This is a genomic window from Streptomyces sp. NBC_00158 (genome assembly GCF_045160885.1).
Taxonomy (GTDB): Bacteria; Actinomycetota; Actinomycetes; order Streptomycetales; family Streptomycetaceae; genus Streptomyces.
In genome coordinates this window covers 7,339,774-7,355,158 of record NZ_CP108161.1, presented here as the reverse complement: position 1 = coordinate 7,355,158, position 15,385 = coordinate 7,339,774, and the positions used below count along the sequence as shown (strand labels likewise).

The following is a 15,385-nucleotide window of genomic DNA, read 5'->3' as shown; positions in this document are numbered from 1 at the left end:
CTCAGGGCCCCGCCGCCGCGTCGTGGCTGAGGACCAGCACCGCGGCGTCGTCGGCGTGCCCGGTGGAGTCGGCCACCTTCATCACCTCGGCCGCCAGCTCGTCGGGGTCGCCGCCCGCCGCCTCCCTGACGATCCGCAGCACCCGTTCCAGGCCCACCTCGATCGGGAACGCCGGGCCCTCGACCACGCCGTCGGTCAGCAGGACGATCGAGCCCGGCTCCGTCAGCCGGCGCCGGGTGACGGCGTAGCGGGCGCCGGGGACCGTGCCCAGGGGCGGACCGCCCGCGTCCTCGGCGAGGCCGTACCGGCCGGCGGCGGTGGCCCAGACGGTGGGCACGTGGCCGGCCCGGGCGCTGGCGAGGTCTCCGGTGCGCGGGTCGTAGCGGAGCAGGCTGCACGTGGCGAACAGCTCGCTGTCGAGGGAGAGCAGTACGTCGTTGGCCCGGCCGAGCACCTCGCCCGGGTCGGCGACCACGGCTCCCACGGCGCGCAGGCAGACCCTGACCTGTCCCATGAAGGCGGCGGCGGCCACGTCGTGCCCCTGCACGTCGCCGATGGAGAAGGCGAGGGCGTCCCCGGCCACCCGGAACCCGTCGTACCAGTCGCCGCCGATCTCCAGGCCGTGCTGGGCGGGCGCGTAGCGGGCGGCGGTGCGCAGCCCCGGCAGGACGGGGAGGGAGGAGGGCAGCATCTCGCGCTGGAGGGCTTCGGCCAGCTCCACGCGTGCGTGCTGGAACCGCGCCCCTTCCCGCGCCTGGGCGCTGAGCCGTCCCAGCATGCTCAGCAGGTCGGCGCTGTCGGGCCGGTGCGGTTGGCGCCGAGGGGTCACGGACCCCTCCGGGGTATGTCCATGGTCTCCTCTGCTCCCGCCGCGCGAAGATCCAGGGCCATCATATTTCGGCCGGACGGATTCCGCCGGGTGCCCGGTGCGGGCCCGTCCCGGAGGAGGACACCCCCTAGCGGAGCAGGAGGGCGCCGGGGGCCTGGTGCTCGATGATCTCCACCAGCCAGTCGAAGACCGTCGGGCCGCGGCCCTCGCGGGCGGCCGCCAGGTCCCGGGCGACCCCCTCCCGGTTGGTGGGGTGGCAGCGGCCGAGCCGGTCCTCCAGTACCCGGGCGGTCTCCGCGTGGCCCAGGGCCCGCCGGGACTGCCGGTGGTCGTGCCACTCCAGCGTGAAGCGGCCGTCCTCGGGCGTGCCGAACCCCCCGCGCAGGCAGTCGTTGAAGGCGTCGAGGTTCTTGCCGAAGTAGCCGCCGGGGCCGTTGACGGCCTCGCCGACCTCCCGCCAGAAGTCGTCCAGGGTGAGGATCCGCCGGCCGTCGAGCACGTAGGTCGCCGTCACCCGGCGATCATACGGAACACCAACGGGCCGACGGACCCCGGACGGTGACGGCGCCTCGGCCGGGAACCGCGATGACCTGCTTTGCGTGATCTTGCGTAAGCTCTTGATCGACTCGGCCCCGGCCGCCCCCGAATCCTGGGCGGGCGGCGTCCGGGTCCCGGGAACCGCACCGAACGAGTAAGAGGAAAATCGTGTCCCTGCCCCTGAACCGCCGTCTGGCCGTCAGCGCCGCCCTGCTGGCCACCGTCGCCGCCGTGGTGCCCGCCACCGCCGCCCAGGCCGCGCCCGCCGCCTTCCCGCAGTCCGCCGGGACGGCCGCCGCCGCCACCCTGCCGGATCCCGATCTGGAGGCCGTGGCCCAGGCGTTGCGCAACACCACCGCCGCCGGGGCCCCCGGCGCGCTGGCCCGCATCGGCGACGGGAAGAAGACCCTGGTCGAGAAGGTCGGGGTGCGGGACAAGGTCACGGGCCAGGCCATGGACCCCCAGGCCCGCTTCAGGATCGGCAGCGTCACCAAGACGTTCTCGACCGTGGTGCTGCTCCAGCTCGTGGACGAGAAGAAGATCGAGCTGGACCAGCCGGTCAACCACTACCTGCCCGGGCTGCTGCCCGACGACCGGATCACCGTCCGCCACCTGCTGAGCCACCGCAGCGGGCTGGCCGACTACACGAACGCCATGTTCGACAAGACCGTGCCCGGCTTCGAGGCCGTGCGGAACAAGGTGTTCGGTTACGACGAGCTGGTGAAGCTCTCCCTGGCCGAGCCGCGCACGACGGAGCCGGGCGTCGCGTACAAGTACTCGAACACCAACTTCGTGGTCGTCGGCATGCTCATCGAGAAGGCCACGGGCCGTCCGGTGGCCAAGGAGTACGAGCGCCGCATCATCAAGCCGCTGAAGCTGCGCAACACCTCGTACGTGCACCCCGACGCGAAGATCAAGGGCCTGCACACGCACGGCTACCTCACCCCTGACGAGGCGGGCGCCCCGCTGGTCGACTCCACCGAGCAGACGGTGTCGTGGGCCCAGTCGGCCGGTGCGATGATCTCCAACCCGGCGGACCTCGGCACGTTCATGTCCGCGCTGGTGAGCGGGAAGCTGGTGAAGCCCGCCCTGCTGGACCAGATGCTGACGATGACGCCCACCGACGCGACCAACACCCGCTTCTACGGGCTGGGCCTGCGCCGCTACGACCTGTCGTGCGGTACGTCGGTCTACGGGCACACGGGCACCGTGCAGGGCTTCTACACGTACGCCTTCAGCACCCGCGACGGCGCCCGCACCCTCAGCGCCATGGCCAACACCTCGAACCAGGGCGCGGCGAACACCGCCCTGGGCGGCGTCCTCGAAGGGGCCTTCTGCGGCAAGAAGCCGGTGACGGCGAACGCCCGCGGCTTCGCGGCGACCCCGGCCCCGGCCCCGGCCGACGTGGACCTGCCGGAGCGCAACGCCCGATGAGGGCGGGCCGCCGCGGGCTCCGGCCCGCGGCGGCGCCAGGCCGTGTCTTTCGGGTCGGGCCGGATCAGCCGGCCCGGCACGATCCGAAAGACATGGCCTAGGCTCGGGCGGTGAACGGCCGTCACGTCCAGGGGGTTTCCACCGCCATGACCATCCACCGCCCCGGCCTGCCCGGGGACCTGCCGCCCGCCGAGGTGCTCTGGGCCCACTGGGCCCTGGTCGCGGTACTGGAGGCCAGTACCGAGGCGGAGGGGCTCGGCGTCCACCGCACCGGGCACTGGATCGACGACGAGGGGCTCCACCTCGACGACTGCGGCTGCACCTGGTGGACCTTCGCCCCGGTGGGAGGGGGCCGGTACGTGCTCTACGGCGAGGACGAGTCGAGCGCCGTCAAGTGGCACGAGCCGGCCGTGGACATGCTGGCCGGGGGCCCGGACTGGCTGCCGTACGAGACCCTGCGCGACCTGGCCGGCAGCTGGGAGCTCGGCTGCGTCTACTGGTCCGCCGACGGCACGTGGGCGCGCGCACCCTATCCGCAGGACCTGGACGACGACGGCCTGGACTGCGGGATGAGCCGTTTCACGGAGCGCCCGGACTTCCTGAACCTGCTGCTCCACGGGACCTGGGACGGCTGCCGCTGCGCCCCGTTCGAGGAGCGCGAGGAGACCGCGGCGGCGCTGCTGGACGCCGCCGTGCGCCGCGAGCTCACGCCGGGGGCGCTGGAGGACGTGGTCGCCGGCTGTTCCTGCGGCCGCTGGGACCTGCCCGCCATGCTGCGCGCGCTCGGCCTCTCCGGGCTGGCGCAGGGATCGCCGGCCGCCCCGCCCGTCAGAGGGTGATCCAGTAGCGGCGCTTGGGGCCGACCAGGGTCTCCCGTACGTCTTCCAGGACGCCGCCGCCCCGCTCGATGGTGCGGGCGGAGGCCCCGTTGCCGGGGTCGCAGGTGAGCAGGACCCGGTCCATGCCGAGCAGCCGCGCCTCGTGCAGGACCTCGGCCAGGGCCCGGCCGGCCAGGCCGCGTCCGCGCGCCGAGGGGCGGACGCCGTAGCCGATGTGGCCGCCCGCGTCGAGCAGGAAGGCGTTCAGGTAGTGCCGCAGGTCGATGGCGCCGAGGTAGGTGTCGCCCTCGGTGATCCACCAGTGGGTGGCGTGGACCCGGCCCTGCTCGACGGGTGCCGTGCGGTCGGCCCGGCGGCGCAGCCTCTCGGTCCAGTCGGCGAAGCCCCGCTCGGTCGTGACGTCGTCGTCGGAGCCGAGCCCGGAGCCGTCCATGTGGGCGTCGGGTCCCCACTCCTCCTGCGCGGAGAGCCAGGAGGAGTACAGGCGGGGAGTGGGGGCGACCAGTTCGGGCATGCCCCGGACCGTAACAGTCCGATGATCCGACCCGGGAATCCGGCTGTGTGATCCGACTGCGTGATCCGACTGCGTGATCCGGCTGCGCGATCCGGCTCGGATCACGCCCACCTGCTGATGCCGAAGCCCTCCCCCTCCCGGTGGACCTCGACGGCTCCCCCGCCGCCGAAGTGGGCGGGCACCACCAGCTCCCGCAGCTCCGCGGCCCGGCCGAGGACCTGCCGGCGTGTGGCGGCGGCCTGCCGGGGGTCCGCGCAGAAGCAGCTGTTGCAGGAGGGGGCGAGGATCTGGACCGGGCTGTGCAGGAGGTCGCCGACGAAGACGGCCCGGTCGGTGCCGGAAGCCAGCCGCAGCACCGAGGAGCCGGGGGTGTGGCCCGGGGCGGCCTCCAGGGTGAGGTGCTCGTCGATGCGGTGGGACCCCTCCCAGAGCACGGCCTGGCCGGCCCGGTGCACGGGCGCGACGCTGTCCTCGTAGATCAGCCGGTCGTCCTCCCGTGCCCCCTTGGCGTAGCCGCCGCGCGGACCGAAGTGGTGGTCGTCGGCGGCGGGGATGAGGTAGCGGGCGTTGGGGAAGGCGGGTGTCCACTCCCCGTCGGCGTCGACGGTGTTCCAGCCGACGTGGTCGGCGTGCAGGTGCGTGTTGACGACGTAGTCGACGTCCCGGGGGTCGACGCCCGCCCGGGCCATGGCCCCGAGGAAGTCGCCCTCCCGGTGGTGGAACAGGGGGGCGCTGGGGCGTTCGCGCCCGTTGCCCACCCCGGTGTCGACCACGACGGTGGTGCCGGCGCTGCGCAGGACCCAGGTCTGCATGGCCATCACGGCGCGGCCGTCGTCCGCCCGCATGTGGTCGGGGGCGAGCCAGTGCTCGTTGTCCTTCCACATCCGCTCCCCCGCCCCGGGGACCAGGTCCGTCACGGGGGCGAAGGGCCCCTGCCACTCGATCACCCGGATGACCTCGACGTCGCCGAGCAGCATGTTCCCGCTGGCGTTCGTGTTCGCGTTCGTGTTCGTGTTCGTGTTTTCCATGATCGTCACTGTACGGAGGGCGCCTGAGCGGCTCAATGCGCAGAATGCTCTACGGAATACGCGAACGGCTCACCAGCGGCTGCTCGGTAGGCTGGCGCGGTGGATGTGGTGAGCGACGCGATCTCGGCCGTGAGGGTCGGCAGGCCTTCGTCCGACCGGATGCGGGTGGACGGCAGCTGGTGCGTGCGGTTCGCCCCGTACGACGGCGCCGGCTTCCACGTGGTCCTGGAGGGCGGCTGCTGGCTGCTGCCCGACGGCGGCCCGCCCGTGTCGCTGGGGGCGGGTGACGCGGTGCTGCTCCCGCACGGCACGGGCCACGTGATCGCGGACGCCCCGGCCGACGCCCGGGCCGTGGCGCGGGCGGTGCCCTTCGAGTCCGTCGGGGCGGCGTGGCGCGGGACCGGGCCCCGGGACGGCGGCGCCGCGGGCGGCGTGGTGGAGATGCTGTGCGGCAAGTACCGGCTCGACCGCAGCCGGGCGCATCCGCTGATGGCGGAGCTGCCGCCGGTGGTGCACCTGCCGAACCGGGTGGGCAGCCATCCCGAGCTGCGCTCCGCGATCGACCTGCTGGGCAGCGAGCTGGGCGGCCAGCGGCCGGGTGCCGGTGTCGCGGTGCCCAGCCTGCTGGACCTGCTCCTCGTCTACATGGTCCGCTCCTGGCTGACGGCCGCGGGGACGGCCGGGAGCTGGCCCGCCGTGCTGGGGGACCCGGTGGCGGCCGCCGCGCTGCGGGCGCTGCACGCCGAGCCGGCCGCCGCGTGGACCAACGAGCTGCTGGCCGCCGAGGCGGGCGTGTCCCGCGCGACGCTGGCGCGGCGGTTCACGGCCCTGGTGGGGCGGCCCCCGATGGCGTACCTCACCTGGTGGCGGCTGAACCTCGCCGCCGCCCTGCTGCGCGATACCGAGGATCCGCTGGCCGCCGTGGCGCGCCGGGTCGGGTACGGCACGCCGTACGCCCTGTCGCACGCCTTCAGCCGCGAGTTCGGCACCACCCCGGGCCGCTACCGGGCCCGCGGGGCGGCCTCCGGGTAGAGCGGCGGACCCCGGGGAAGGCTGGCCGGAATCCGCCCCTACACTTTGTCCTTCGTTTACCCATGCCCTCCGAACCGCGCAGGAGCCCACGCATGCCCCACCTCATACGCCGCCCCGTCCGGGCGGCGGTCCTGGCCGCCGCCTCCCTGCTGGCGGTCCCCGCCCTGGCGGCCTGCGGCAGCGATGCGAAGGCTCCGGCGCAGGCGAAGCCCTCGGGGGCGGCCACCGGCACGGCGCCCGCCCCGCTGCCCGCGCTGCCCGCCGCCCTGACCGGCCAGAAGCCCGAGTGGCGGACCTGCCCGGCGCCGTCGGCGGCCCAGGGCGGCGGCAAGGCCCCGGGCGCGGCCTGGGAGTGCGCGAGCATGAAGGCCCCGCTGGACTACGCCAAGCCGGCCGGCGAGACCATCGACGTGGCCCTGATCCGCAAGAAGGCCACTGACGCGGGCAAGCGGATCGGCTCCCTGGTCTACAACTTCGGCGGCCCCGGCGGCTCCGGCGTCGCCACGCTCCCGCAGGCGGCGTCCGAGTACAAGAAGCTGGGCGCGGTCTACGACCTGGTCAGCTTCGACCCGCGCGGCGTGGGCAACAGCGCCCCGGTACTCTGCCTGGACGACAAGACCCTCGACGAGGACCCGGGCTCGGGCAACACCCTGGAGGACGTCAAGAGGTTCACCGACGCCTGCAAGCAGAAGTCCGCGAAGGTGCTCCCCCACGTCGGCACGGCGGACACGGCCCGCGACATGGACCTGATGCGCCAGGTCCTCGGCGACCAGAAGCTGAACTACTTCGGCATCTCGTACGGCACCCAGCTGGGCGGCGTCTACGCCCACCTGTTCCCGAAGAACGTCGGCCGCACCGTGTTCGACGCCGTCGTCGACCCCACGGCCGACGAGGTCCAGTCCGGTCTCGGCCAGGCCAAGGGCTTCCAGCTGGCGCTGGAGCACGCCATGAAGTACTGCCGTGACAAGTACACCGCCAACTGTCCGACCGGGCCGAGCGACGCCGAGGGCAACAAGCGGATCGGCGAACTGCTGGAGAAGCTGAAGACGAAGCCCGCCGCCACGGAGGGCGGCCGCAAGCTGACCTCCGACCTCGCGCTCACCGGCATCGCCGCCAGCCTCTACGACAAGGAGACCTGGGAGTACCTCGTCCAGGGCCTCGGCGAGCTGCGCCAGCTGGGCACGGGGAACCTCCTGCTGGCGCTCGCGGACTCCTACTCCGGGCGCGGCGAGGACGGGCACTACGACAACTCGAACGCCGCGCAGGCGGCGATCAGCTGCGTCGACACCAGCCGCCGGTACACCGTCGAGGAGACGAAGGCGCAGGAAGCCGCCTACCGCGCGGCCTCCCCGGTGTTCGGGCCGGAGATGGTCGAGGGTCTGCTCGGCTGCTCGCAGTGGCCGGTCCGCGGCACGAGCGACAAGCCGCAGGTCTCCGCCGAGGGCGCGGCCCCGATCGTGGTGATCGGCAACACCGGTGACCCGGCCACCCCCGTGGAGGGCGCCAAGCGCATGGCGGACTCGCTCGGCCGGGGCGTCGGCGTCAGCCTCACCGTGAAGGGCGAGGGGCACGGCACCTACGGGAAGAACTCCTGCGCCACCAAGGCAGTCGACGCGTTCCTCGTCGACGGCACCGCTCCGGCGGACGGGACCCAGTGCTCGTGACCGCCCATCTCCGCCCGTACCGACCTCTGTTCGGCTGCCGCCAGGCCGCCGCCTACACTTGTGCCGCCCGGCCCGCGGTGCCGGCTTCAGGGGAGTGAATCCTAAGTGAGCAGCACCAGCAGTGATGCGCCGATCTACGCCCAGCTCGTACGCGAGCGCGGCGACGTACCCGGTCAGGTCCGGCGGGAGGCGGAGGAGATCCTGCGCCATCTGGCACAGGTGATGGCCTGGCGGCCTTCCTCGGCCGGCCTGCCGAACTGGCGCCCCCACCAGTAGGACGGGCGGCCCGGGGCGCGCCATCCGCGCCCCGGGCCGGCCTCGGGTGGTGCCCGCCGCCACAGCGCGGCCGCCGAGTGTGGCGGTGGCGCACATCGGCACGGGGTCGCGCACGTCCCTAACGTTCGGGGCATGACCAGCGAGAACAGCACCTCATCCGGTGGAACGGCACCCGTCCTGGCGGGACGCGTGGCCCTGGTGACCGGCGGCGGCAGCGGCATCGGGCGGGCCTGCGCGGTGGCGCTCGCCGGCGCGGGTGCCTTCGTGCACGTCGTGGACGTGGACGCGGAGGCCGCCGGGGCGGTGGCGTCGCTCGTCGGCGGGCGGGCCCATGCCGCCGACCTCGCCGACCCGGACGCGGTCGGAAGGCTGCCCGCCGAGGCCGACGTCCTCGTCAACAGCGCCGGGCTCCAGCACGTGGCGGCCATCGAGGACTTCCCGCCCGAGCGGTTCGAGCTGATCCAGCGGGTCATGGTCACCGCCCCGTTCCTGCTGCTGCGGCGGACCCTGCCGTACATGTACGGGCGCGGCTGGGGCCGCGTCGTCAACATCTCCAGCGTCCACGGGCTGCGCGCCAGCGCCTTCAAATCCGCGTACGTGACCGCCAAGCACGCCCTGGAGGGGCTGAGCAAGGTCACCGCCCTGGAGGGCGCCCCGCACGGGGTGACGAGCAACTGCGTGAGCCCGGGCTACGTGCGCACCCCGCTGGTGGAGCGGCAGATCGCCGCCCAGGCCCAGGCTCACGGCATCCCCGCCTCCCGGGTGGTCTCCGACGTCCTGCTGCGGGGCTCCGCGATCAAGCGGCTGATCGAGCCGGAGGAGGTGGCGGCGGTCGCCCTGTGGCTCTGCGGCCCGCACACGGGGCACGTCACCGGTACCTCGGTGCCCATGGACGGCGGCTGGACCGCCGCCTGACCGGGAGCCCGGGCCCGGCACCCCCCCGAATGGGCGGGTACCGGCGGTTCGGCGGATCTCGCTACGTTCTCCGCGTCAAGGACGTTCTGACGACAGGAGAGAGCGAGTGGTGCGAAAGTTGGGCAGGCTGGGCGGGCACGGTGCGGTGGCCGCCCTGGTGGGCCTGCTGGTCCTGCTGCTGCCGGCGTCCGCCGCGCGGGCGGACGAGAACCCGGGCATCCGGTACACGACGAGTTTCCGCGACGCGGCCACGTACGAGCTGCACGCCGCCGTCAGCTGGAAGTGCCTGGACATACGCGGCGGCGGGCGTCCCCAGGAAGGGACGATCATGCAGACCTTCGACTGCAAGGAGGCGCTGCACCAGCGCTTCCACTTCCAGAACGCGGGCAACGGCAACTTCACCATCGGCGCGTTCGGCGTCTACTGCCTGGGCACGCAGGGCGGCGGCACCGCGCCCGGCACGGCGATGGTCCTGGCCACCGGGTGGGGATGCTCCACCTTCACCTGGAGGTACCGGGGCACGGAGGCCTACCCGAACCGCTGGGAGATCGTCGAGGCGAGCACCGGGCAGTGCATCCGGGACACCGGCCGGCGCTCCCCCGTGGTGCTGGGTGCCTGCGGCAGCACCACGACCCCCTGGCCGGAGGTGTGGGCCCCGCAGTACAAGGGCCAGTACGACTACGACCAGATCGGCTGAGCACGGCTGACCGCGAGGGGGACGGGACGCGGCACGGCGCAAGATCCGCCGTGCCGCGTCCCGTTGCCCGCTCAGACGACCACAAGGATCAGGGCGGCGAGGCAGGCCAGGCGGCGGTCAACCGCCGTCACGGACGTTGAACCGCAGCAGGGTGTCCACCTGCTTCCGCAGCTGGAGCCGGGTGGCAGCCGGGTTGTTGTAGACCGCCTCGGCCGCGGCGACGGCGGGCCCGAAGGCCGAGTCCGGGAGCCGGTCGCCGTCGGTGTCCACCCGTGTGGTCAGGTCGTACGACCCGTTGGCGAAGTTCAGCCAGGCCGCCAGCAGTTGCTGGGACAGCAGCTTCCTCGGCTCGGGCGAGCCGTTGGCGAGGACCGCGTAGGCCTGGGCGCGGGTGAGCGGGCCGTGGACCGTGCTCATGAACGAGGCCACGTCCAGCAGGCACTGCTGGTGGGCGGGGGTGAGGTCGTCGGGTGCGCGGCCGTCGTACTGCTTCATCCAGTAGGCCTGGTCGTGGGCCTGCCGGGTGTTGCCGGTGGTGATGACGGCGGCGGTGTCGGAGCCGCTGCCGCCGTCGTCGTCCCGGCCGGTGAAGGTGAGGGTGGACAGGCACGCGGCCGCGTACGCGTGCGACTTCTCCGCGGTCAGGGCGCGCGGCTGGACGGAGGGGCTCGGGTCCGGGTCGGCGGCCGGAGGGTTCACCAGGGAGACCAGGTCCTCAGCGGAGCCGTCGCCCCAGTCCCAGGTCAGGGTCAGGTCGTCGCTGCCGGGGTCGGCGGAGGAGCCGGTGACCTCGACCGGGCCTCCGGCGTGGGCGATGTAGGCCTTCTGGCCGTTGTAGGTGGTCTGGCCGTCGGGGGCGATGACTGCGGTCGGGGCGGTGTTGCCGATCGCCACGTCGGTGACGGCACAGCTCCGGGTGTCGTCGTCGGTGCCGCACACCTCGATGCCGAAGGTGCCGTCGTCCCCGTACGTGTGCGGGGCCGAGAGGGTCAGCGTCGCGTCGGGCCGGGTGTTCTCCAGCGTGCCCTCCAGGGGCTGGGGCCCGTTGCCGTCACCCCAGTCGACGGTGGAGGTGAGCGGGTCGAGCCGGCCCGGGTCGGTGATCTTCCCGGTCAGGGTGATCCCGGTGTTCTCCGCGGCCGGGGGGACGGCCTGGAGGACGACCGACGGTTCGACGTTGCGGACGGTGACCGTGGTGGAGCCGGTGTCGGTGTTGCCGGCGGCGTCGGTGACCCGCAGGCCGACGGTGAAGACCCCGTCGCGGCCGACGCCGGCGAACGGGACCCGCACGCCGGTGGCGTCGTCGTACCGCCCGTCGTTGTCGAGGTCCCAGGCGTACGCGGTCAGGGCGCCGGCCGAGGGGGCGGTCCCCCCGGTCGAGGCGGCGGCGTCGAGCGTGACGTCCGTGCCCTCGTCGGTGGTGTACGGCCCGCCCGCGTCGGCGGTGGGCAGGCAGGCGGCCGGGACGGTGCCGTCCGCGGTGACGGTCTTCTGGTCGGTGCTGGAGGCGGCGTTCGCTCCCATCCCCCGGCCGGCGAAGACCCGCCACAGCAGGCACTGGTCGGCGCCGCCGGTGTTGGTCATGTCGGCGGCCAGGATGCCGTCGCGGGCGTCGAGGTAGCTCGGCCGGTGGACGGTGTTCTTCATGCCGTCGATGACGAGCTGCTGGGTGTGGGCGATGCCCTTGGCCTCGCGGATGTCGTAGACGGTGGCGGCCCAGACCTCGCCGTTGCGGTGCACGCCGCGCCCCGGGTCGAAGCTGCCCCAGCCCTCGGTGGAGGTGTCGTAGCGCTGTGAGCGGATGCCGGTGCGGGTGTTGCCGGTGACGTACTCGCCGACGACCGCGTCGCCCCACTTGAGGAAGGAGATCGTGTCGCTCCAGCCCTCGCCGAGCGCCCCGGTCTGCGGGCCGCCGCCGAGGTTGCCGCCGCCGACCAGGCGGTTGGACACGCCGTGGCCGTACTCGTGGGCGATGACGTCGCCGTCGAGGGAGCCGTCGCGCCACGGGTAGCCGGGCTGCCACATGAACATCTGCATGCGCGGGCTGGCGCCGTCCGGGGGCGTGCCGAAGTTGGCGTTGTTCAGGCAGCGCATCCGGCTCGGCGGTGTGGCGTCGTCCTCGCAGCCCAAGTCCCAGCCGTCCTGCGCCTCGGCGAGCACGGGGTCGCCCTGCGCGCCGCCGCGGCCGGAGTTGGAGGCCTGGAAGTTGCGGGAGGCCTCGTCGAATCCCAGGCCGTAGAGGTATTCGTGCATCACGTTGTTGTAGTAGAAGAGCTGCGTGATGACGGGGTTGGCGTCGGCGTCGAGGTTGGCCTGGGTGGCGGCGGCGTTGGTGCGCCAGACGTCGCCGAACGCGTAGTCGAAGTGCTGGTACGCGGGGTCGCCGCTGGGCGGGGACTGCGGCCGCAGACCGTCGTCGCCGGTGTCGGGCACGGCGTTGTCCCCGTCCTCGTCCCGGTAGGCGTTGACGTTGTTGCCCCGGGTCAGCCGGCCGGCCACCCAGGATCCGTCTCGCCCCGTGAAGGGGGTGACCGTGCGGGTGGCCCCCGTGACGTCCGGATGCTGGGTGGTGAACACCCGGCCCTCGGGCCCGTCGTGGTGGTAGCGGCTCTCCCGGGTGAGGATGTCGCCGTCCTCGGCGTCCACCAGCGTCTGGTACCAGGAGGTGCCGGAGGCCTCGATGTCGGTGAGCCAGGCCGGGCGCAGCTCGCGGCCGGGCCCGCTCGGGTACCAGACCAGTTCGGCGGTGACGTCGCTCGGCTTCGTCAGATTCCGGGCGTAGGGGTTGGCGAACTTCTGCCGGCCCTTGTCCCGGTTGTCGGAGCCCCCCAGCAGCCGTCGGGCGCGTACGCCCTGGGCGTCGGCCGCCGCGTCGAGCGCGTCCTGCGCGGTCAGTTCGACGCTGCCGGCCGGTTCGCCGGTGGCCGCGGCACCGCCGATGATCACCAGGCGGCCGCGCTCGTCGACGGTTGCGGTGAGCAGGCCGCCGTGGACGCGCATGCCGTCGATGCTCTGGCCGATGGTGACCTGGCGGGCGCCGTTGTGCTTCGTCGGGTAGGAGGAGGCGATGACGAGCTGCCCGGCCTGTCCGTCCGACAGGCCGAAGAGGTCGCGGTGTTCGCGTACGTAGCCGAGTGCGACCTCCTCGGCCGGGGTGGCGGCGGGTTCCGTGAGGTACCCGCCGGACTTGAAGACCATCCGGGCGTGCCCCGTGGCCGGGTCGCGGCGCACGGTGGCGTCCGCGGGCCCGTCGGCGCCGGGCCGCGCGGCGGCGGTCGCCGGGGCGAGGGTGAGGAGTATGGCCGTCGTGGTCGCCGCGGTGAGCAGCCTGGTGCGCAATCGCCTTCTGGTCATGGCCTGGGCCTCCCGAGAGCCGGCACGTCCCCCGGGCCCCGACCAGGGCCCGCGAGTTGACCAGTGGAGTAGCGCACCGGGGAAGCGCAGGTCAAAGAGGCTCTCCGGGGGCTTTCCTGAGGTCGTCCTTTCCGGCACCTTAAGCGGAACCTAAGGTTCGCCGAGGGCGTCCCGAAGCGAACGAATGTCCGTTTCGGGGCGGCTAGCGTGCTGCCCCGTACCCAACTCCCGGTCACACGAAGGCAGGCACTCCATGGGCAGCAGCACGGGCGGACACCGGCACAGGGCGAGCGGCAGGGCGAAGGCGGCGGGGGCGGTCGTGGTGGCGGCGGTGCTGGGGGGCGCGGCGTTCGCGTTCACCGGGACGGCGCAGGCCACGTCCGTCGGGGCCGTGTACACCAAGTCCAGCTCCTGGAGCGGTGGTTACACCGCCCAGTACGTCATCACCAACGGCACCGGGCGAGAACTCGGCGGCTGGACCCTTCAGTTCGACCTGCCGGCCGGCGTGCGGATCGGCTCGCTGTGGAACGGGACGCACACGGTCGAGGGGCAGCGCGTCACCGTGAAGCCCGCTGCCTGGAACGGGGTGCTGGCCCCGGGCGCGTCCGTGACCGTCGGGTTCGTGGCGAGCGGCGCGGGCGGCGGGACGCCGGGCGACCCCACCCACTGCCTGATCAACGCCGTCAAGTGCTCGGTGGACCAGGGCGCCACGCCGCTGCCGAGCGGCCGTCCGACGACGGCCCCGACCGCGACGCCCACCGCCGCGCCGACGGCCACCGCGACCGCCGGGCCGACCGCATCCGCGACCCCGGTGGTCCCGCCCTCCCCCGCCCCGACGGCCGCGCCGACCGGCGCCCCCGTCGGCGGGGCGCGCTTCGCCCCGTACGTGGACACCTCGCTCTACCCCGCGTACGACCTCCTCGACACCGCGGCCAGGACCGGGGTCAAGGAGTTCCACCTCGCCTTCGTCACCGCCGGCGGCGGCTGCTCGCCGCAGTGGGGCGGGGTCACGCAGCTCGCGGACGACAAGGTCGCGGCGCAGATCGGGGCGCTGCGCAAGGCGGGCGGCGACGTGCGCGTCTCGTTCGGCGGCGCCGCGGGGCGGGAGCTGGCCCTGAACTGCGCCACCGTCGACGAGCTGGCCGCCGCGTACGGGAAGGTGGTCGACGCCCACCGGCTGACCAAGGTCGACTTCGACATCGAGGGCGCCGCCCTGCCGGACACCGCCGCCAACACCCGCCGCGCCCAGGCGATAGCCCGGCTGCAGAAGTCCCACCCGGGCCTCGACGTGGCGTTCACCCTGCCGGTGATGCCGGAGGGGCTGACCCAGCCGGGCGTGGCCCTGCTGGCGGACGCGGCGAAGAACGGGGTGCGGATCGGCGCGGTGAACATCATGGCGATGGACTACGGACCGGCGTACTCCGGGGACATGGGCCAGTACGCGGTCCAGGCGGCGACCGCGACGCAGGCCCAGCTCAAGGGGGTGCTCGGGCTCTCCGACACGGCGGCCTGGAAGGCCCTGTCCGTCACCCCGATGATCGGGGTCAACGACGTGGCGAGCGAGGTCTTCGGCGTGGCGGACGCGACGGAACTCGTGCGCTTCGCCCAGGCGAAGGGGATCGGGCGGCTGGCGATGTGGTCGTCGGCGCGCGACCGCCAGTGCGCCGCGGGCGCCCTGGGCCACGCCGACGCCACCTGCAGCTCCGTCCTCCAGGAACCTCTGGCCTTCACGAAGGCGTTCGCCGCCTACCGCTAGGGAACCGGCGGTCCTCCGCCGGAGTGCTGGTGGAGGACCGCCGGAGGGCCGGGCCGCGTCTTCCGGATCAGGCGGCGCAGGACGGGCACAGCCCCCGGTAGGTGATCTCGGCCCCGGACACCGAGAAGCCGAACCGCTCGCCCGCCGGGAGGTCGGCCAGGGGGTTCCCGGCGGGGTGGACGTCGCGGATGAGGCCGCAGCCGGAGCAGACGAGGTGGTGGTGCGGGTGGTGCGCGTTGGGGTCGTAGCGCTTGGCCCGGCCGTCGGTGGAGACCTCCGCGACCTCCCCGAGCGCGACCAGTTCGCCCAGGGCGTTGTATACGGTGGCACGGGAGATCTCGGGGAGCCGGTCCACGGCGCGGGCGTGGACCTCGTCGGCGGTGAGGTGCACGTGGTCGCCGTCCAGGACCTCCGCGACGACACGCCTCTGGGACGTCATCCGCCAGCCGCGCCTGCGCAGCCGTTCCAGCAGGTCGCTCATGTCGGCTCACCCTCTCAGGTTCGACCGGC

The 15,385-nt window shown here is 73.5% G+C and carries 14 protein-coding genes; 8 read left to right on the top strand and 6 right to left on the bottom strand.

All coding sequences use genetic code 11. The features are described 5' to 3' along the window. Position 1: 1 nt before the first annotated feature. Together OG553_RS33660 and OG553_RS33655 are read right to left on the bottom strand one after the other, a co-directional pair. Positions 2–829 carry a PP2C family protein-serine/threonine phosphatase gene (locus tag OG553_RS33660; RefSeq protein WP_405982629.1) on the bottom strand — a complete coding sequence of 276 codons (828 nt, stop codon included), beginning with the start codon at positions 827–829 and terminating at the stop codon, positions 2–4. 127 nt (positions 830–956) lie between these two features. Next, positions 957–1,343 (bottom strand): barstar family protein, encoded by a 387-nt coding sequence (locus OG553_RS33655; protein WP_405982628.1) that lies wholly within the window; start codon positions 1,341–1,343, stop codon positions 957–959. Between the two features lie 191 nt (positions 1,344–1,534). Here OG553_RS33655 and OG553_RS33650 point away from each other — a divergent pair, with 191 nt between their 5' ends. Both OG553_RS33650 and OG553_RS33645 read left to right on the top strand, forming a co-directional pair. Then, on the top strand, positions 1,535–2,800 hold the full coding sequence (locus OG553_RS33650) for a serine hydrolase domain-containing protein (RefSeq protein WP_405982627.1): 1,266 nt from the start codon (positions 1,535–1,537) through the stop codon (positions 2,798–2,800). A 110-nt stretch (positions 2,801–2,910) separates the two neighbouring features. Beyond that, complete coding sequence (locus tag OG553_RS33645) at positions 2,911–3,639, top strand: hypothetical protein (RefSeq protein ID WP_405982626.1); 729 nt, start codon at positions 2,911–2,913, stop codon at positions 3,637–3,639. Here OG553_RS33645 and OG553_RS33640 read toward each other — a convergent pair. Together OG553_RS33640 and OG553_RS33635 are read right to left on the bottom strand one after the other, a co-directional pair. Then, a complete protein-coding gene (locus OG553_RS33640; protein WP_405982625.1) occupies positions 3,629–4,153 on the bottom strand; it encodes a GNAT family N-acetyltransferase in 525 nt (174 codons plus the stop codon). The two genes, OG553_RS33645 and OG553_RS33640, sit on opposite strands and share 11 nt — an antisense overlap. 101 nt (positions 4,154–4,254) lie before the next feature. Continuing rightward, entirely contained in the window at positions 4,255–5,181 is a 927-nt protein-coding gene (locus tag OG553_RS33635; protein ID WP_405982624.1) for an MBL fold metallo-hydrolase, read from the bottom strand. A gap of 99 nt (positions 5,182–5,280) precedes the next feature. On the opposite strand from OG553_RS33635, the gene OG553_RS33630 reads away from it, so the two are divergent. The 5 genes from OG553_RS33630 (at position 5,281) to OG553_RS33610 (ending at position 9,765) form a co-directional block, all read left to right on the top strand. After that, positions 5,281–6,213, top strand: a complete 933-nt coding sequence (locus OG553_RS33630; protein WP_405982623.1) for an AraC family transcriptional regulator — start codon at positions 5,281–5,283, stop codon at positions 6,211–6,213. 92 nt (positions 6,214–6,305) lie between these two features. After that, positions 6,306–7,877 (top strand): alpha/beta hydrolase, encoded by a 1,572-nt coding sequence (locus tag OG553_RS33625; protein ID WP_405982622.1) that lies wholly within the window; start codon positions 6,306–6,308, stop codon positions 7,875–7,877. Between the two features lie 105 nt (positions 7,878–7,982). Continuing rightward, positions 7,983–8,153, top strand: coding sequence for a hypothetical protein (locus OG553_RS33620; protein ID WP_007262051.1), 171 nt, complete (start codon positions 7,983–7,985; stop codon positions 8,151–8,153). Between the two features lie 132 nt (positions 8,154–8,285). Next, complete coding sequence (locus tag OG553_RS33615; RefSeq protein WP_405982621.1) at positions 8,286–9,068, top strand: 3-hydroxybutyrate dehydrogenase; 783 nt, start codon at positions 8,286–8,288, stop codon at positions 9,066–9,068. Positions 9,069–9,174: 106 nt separating this feature from the next. Then, the gene (locus OG553_RS33610; RefSeq protein WP_405982620.1) at positions 9,175–9,765 is read left to right on the top strand and encodes an RICIN domain-containing protein; all 591 of its coding nucleotides are present in this window, start codon (positions 9,175–9,177) and stop codon (positions 9,763–9,765) included. Between the two features lie 117 nt (positions 9,766–9,882). Here OG553_RS33610 and OG553_RS33605 read toward each other — a convergent pair whose 3' ends face one another. Continuing rightward, entirely contained in the window at positions 9,883–13,119 is a 3,237-nt protein-coding gene (locus OG553_RS33605; protein ID WP_405982619.1) for a M36 family metallopeptidase, read from the bottom strand. Positions 13,120–13,372: 253 nt separating this feature from the next. Here OG553_RS33605 and OG553_RS33600 point away from each other — a divergent pair, with 253 nt between their 5' ends. Further along, positions 13,373–14,875 (top strand): cellulose binding domain-containing protein, encoded by a 1,503-nt coding sequence (locus OG553_RS33600; protein WP_405982618.1) that lies wholly within the window; start codon positions 13,373–13,375, stop codon positions 14,873–14,875. A gap of 67 nt (positions 14,876–14,942) precedes the next feature. Here OG553_RS33600 and OG553_RS33595 read toward each other — a convergent pair whose 3' ends face one another. Further along, the gene (locus OG553_RS33595) at positions 14,943–15,356 is read right to left on the bottom strand and encodes a Fur family transcriptional regulator (protein ID WP_405982617.1); all 414 of its coding nucleotides are present in this window, start codon (positions 15,354–15,356) and stop codon (positions 14,943–14,945) included. Positions 15,357–15,385 lie beyond the last annotated feature (29 nt).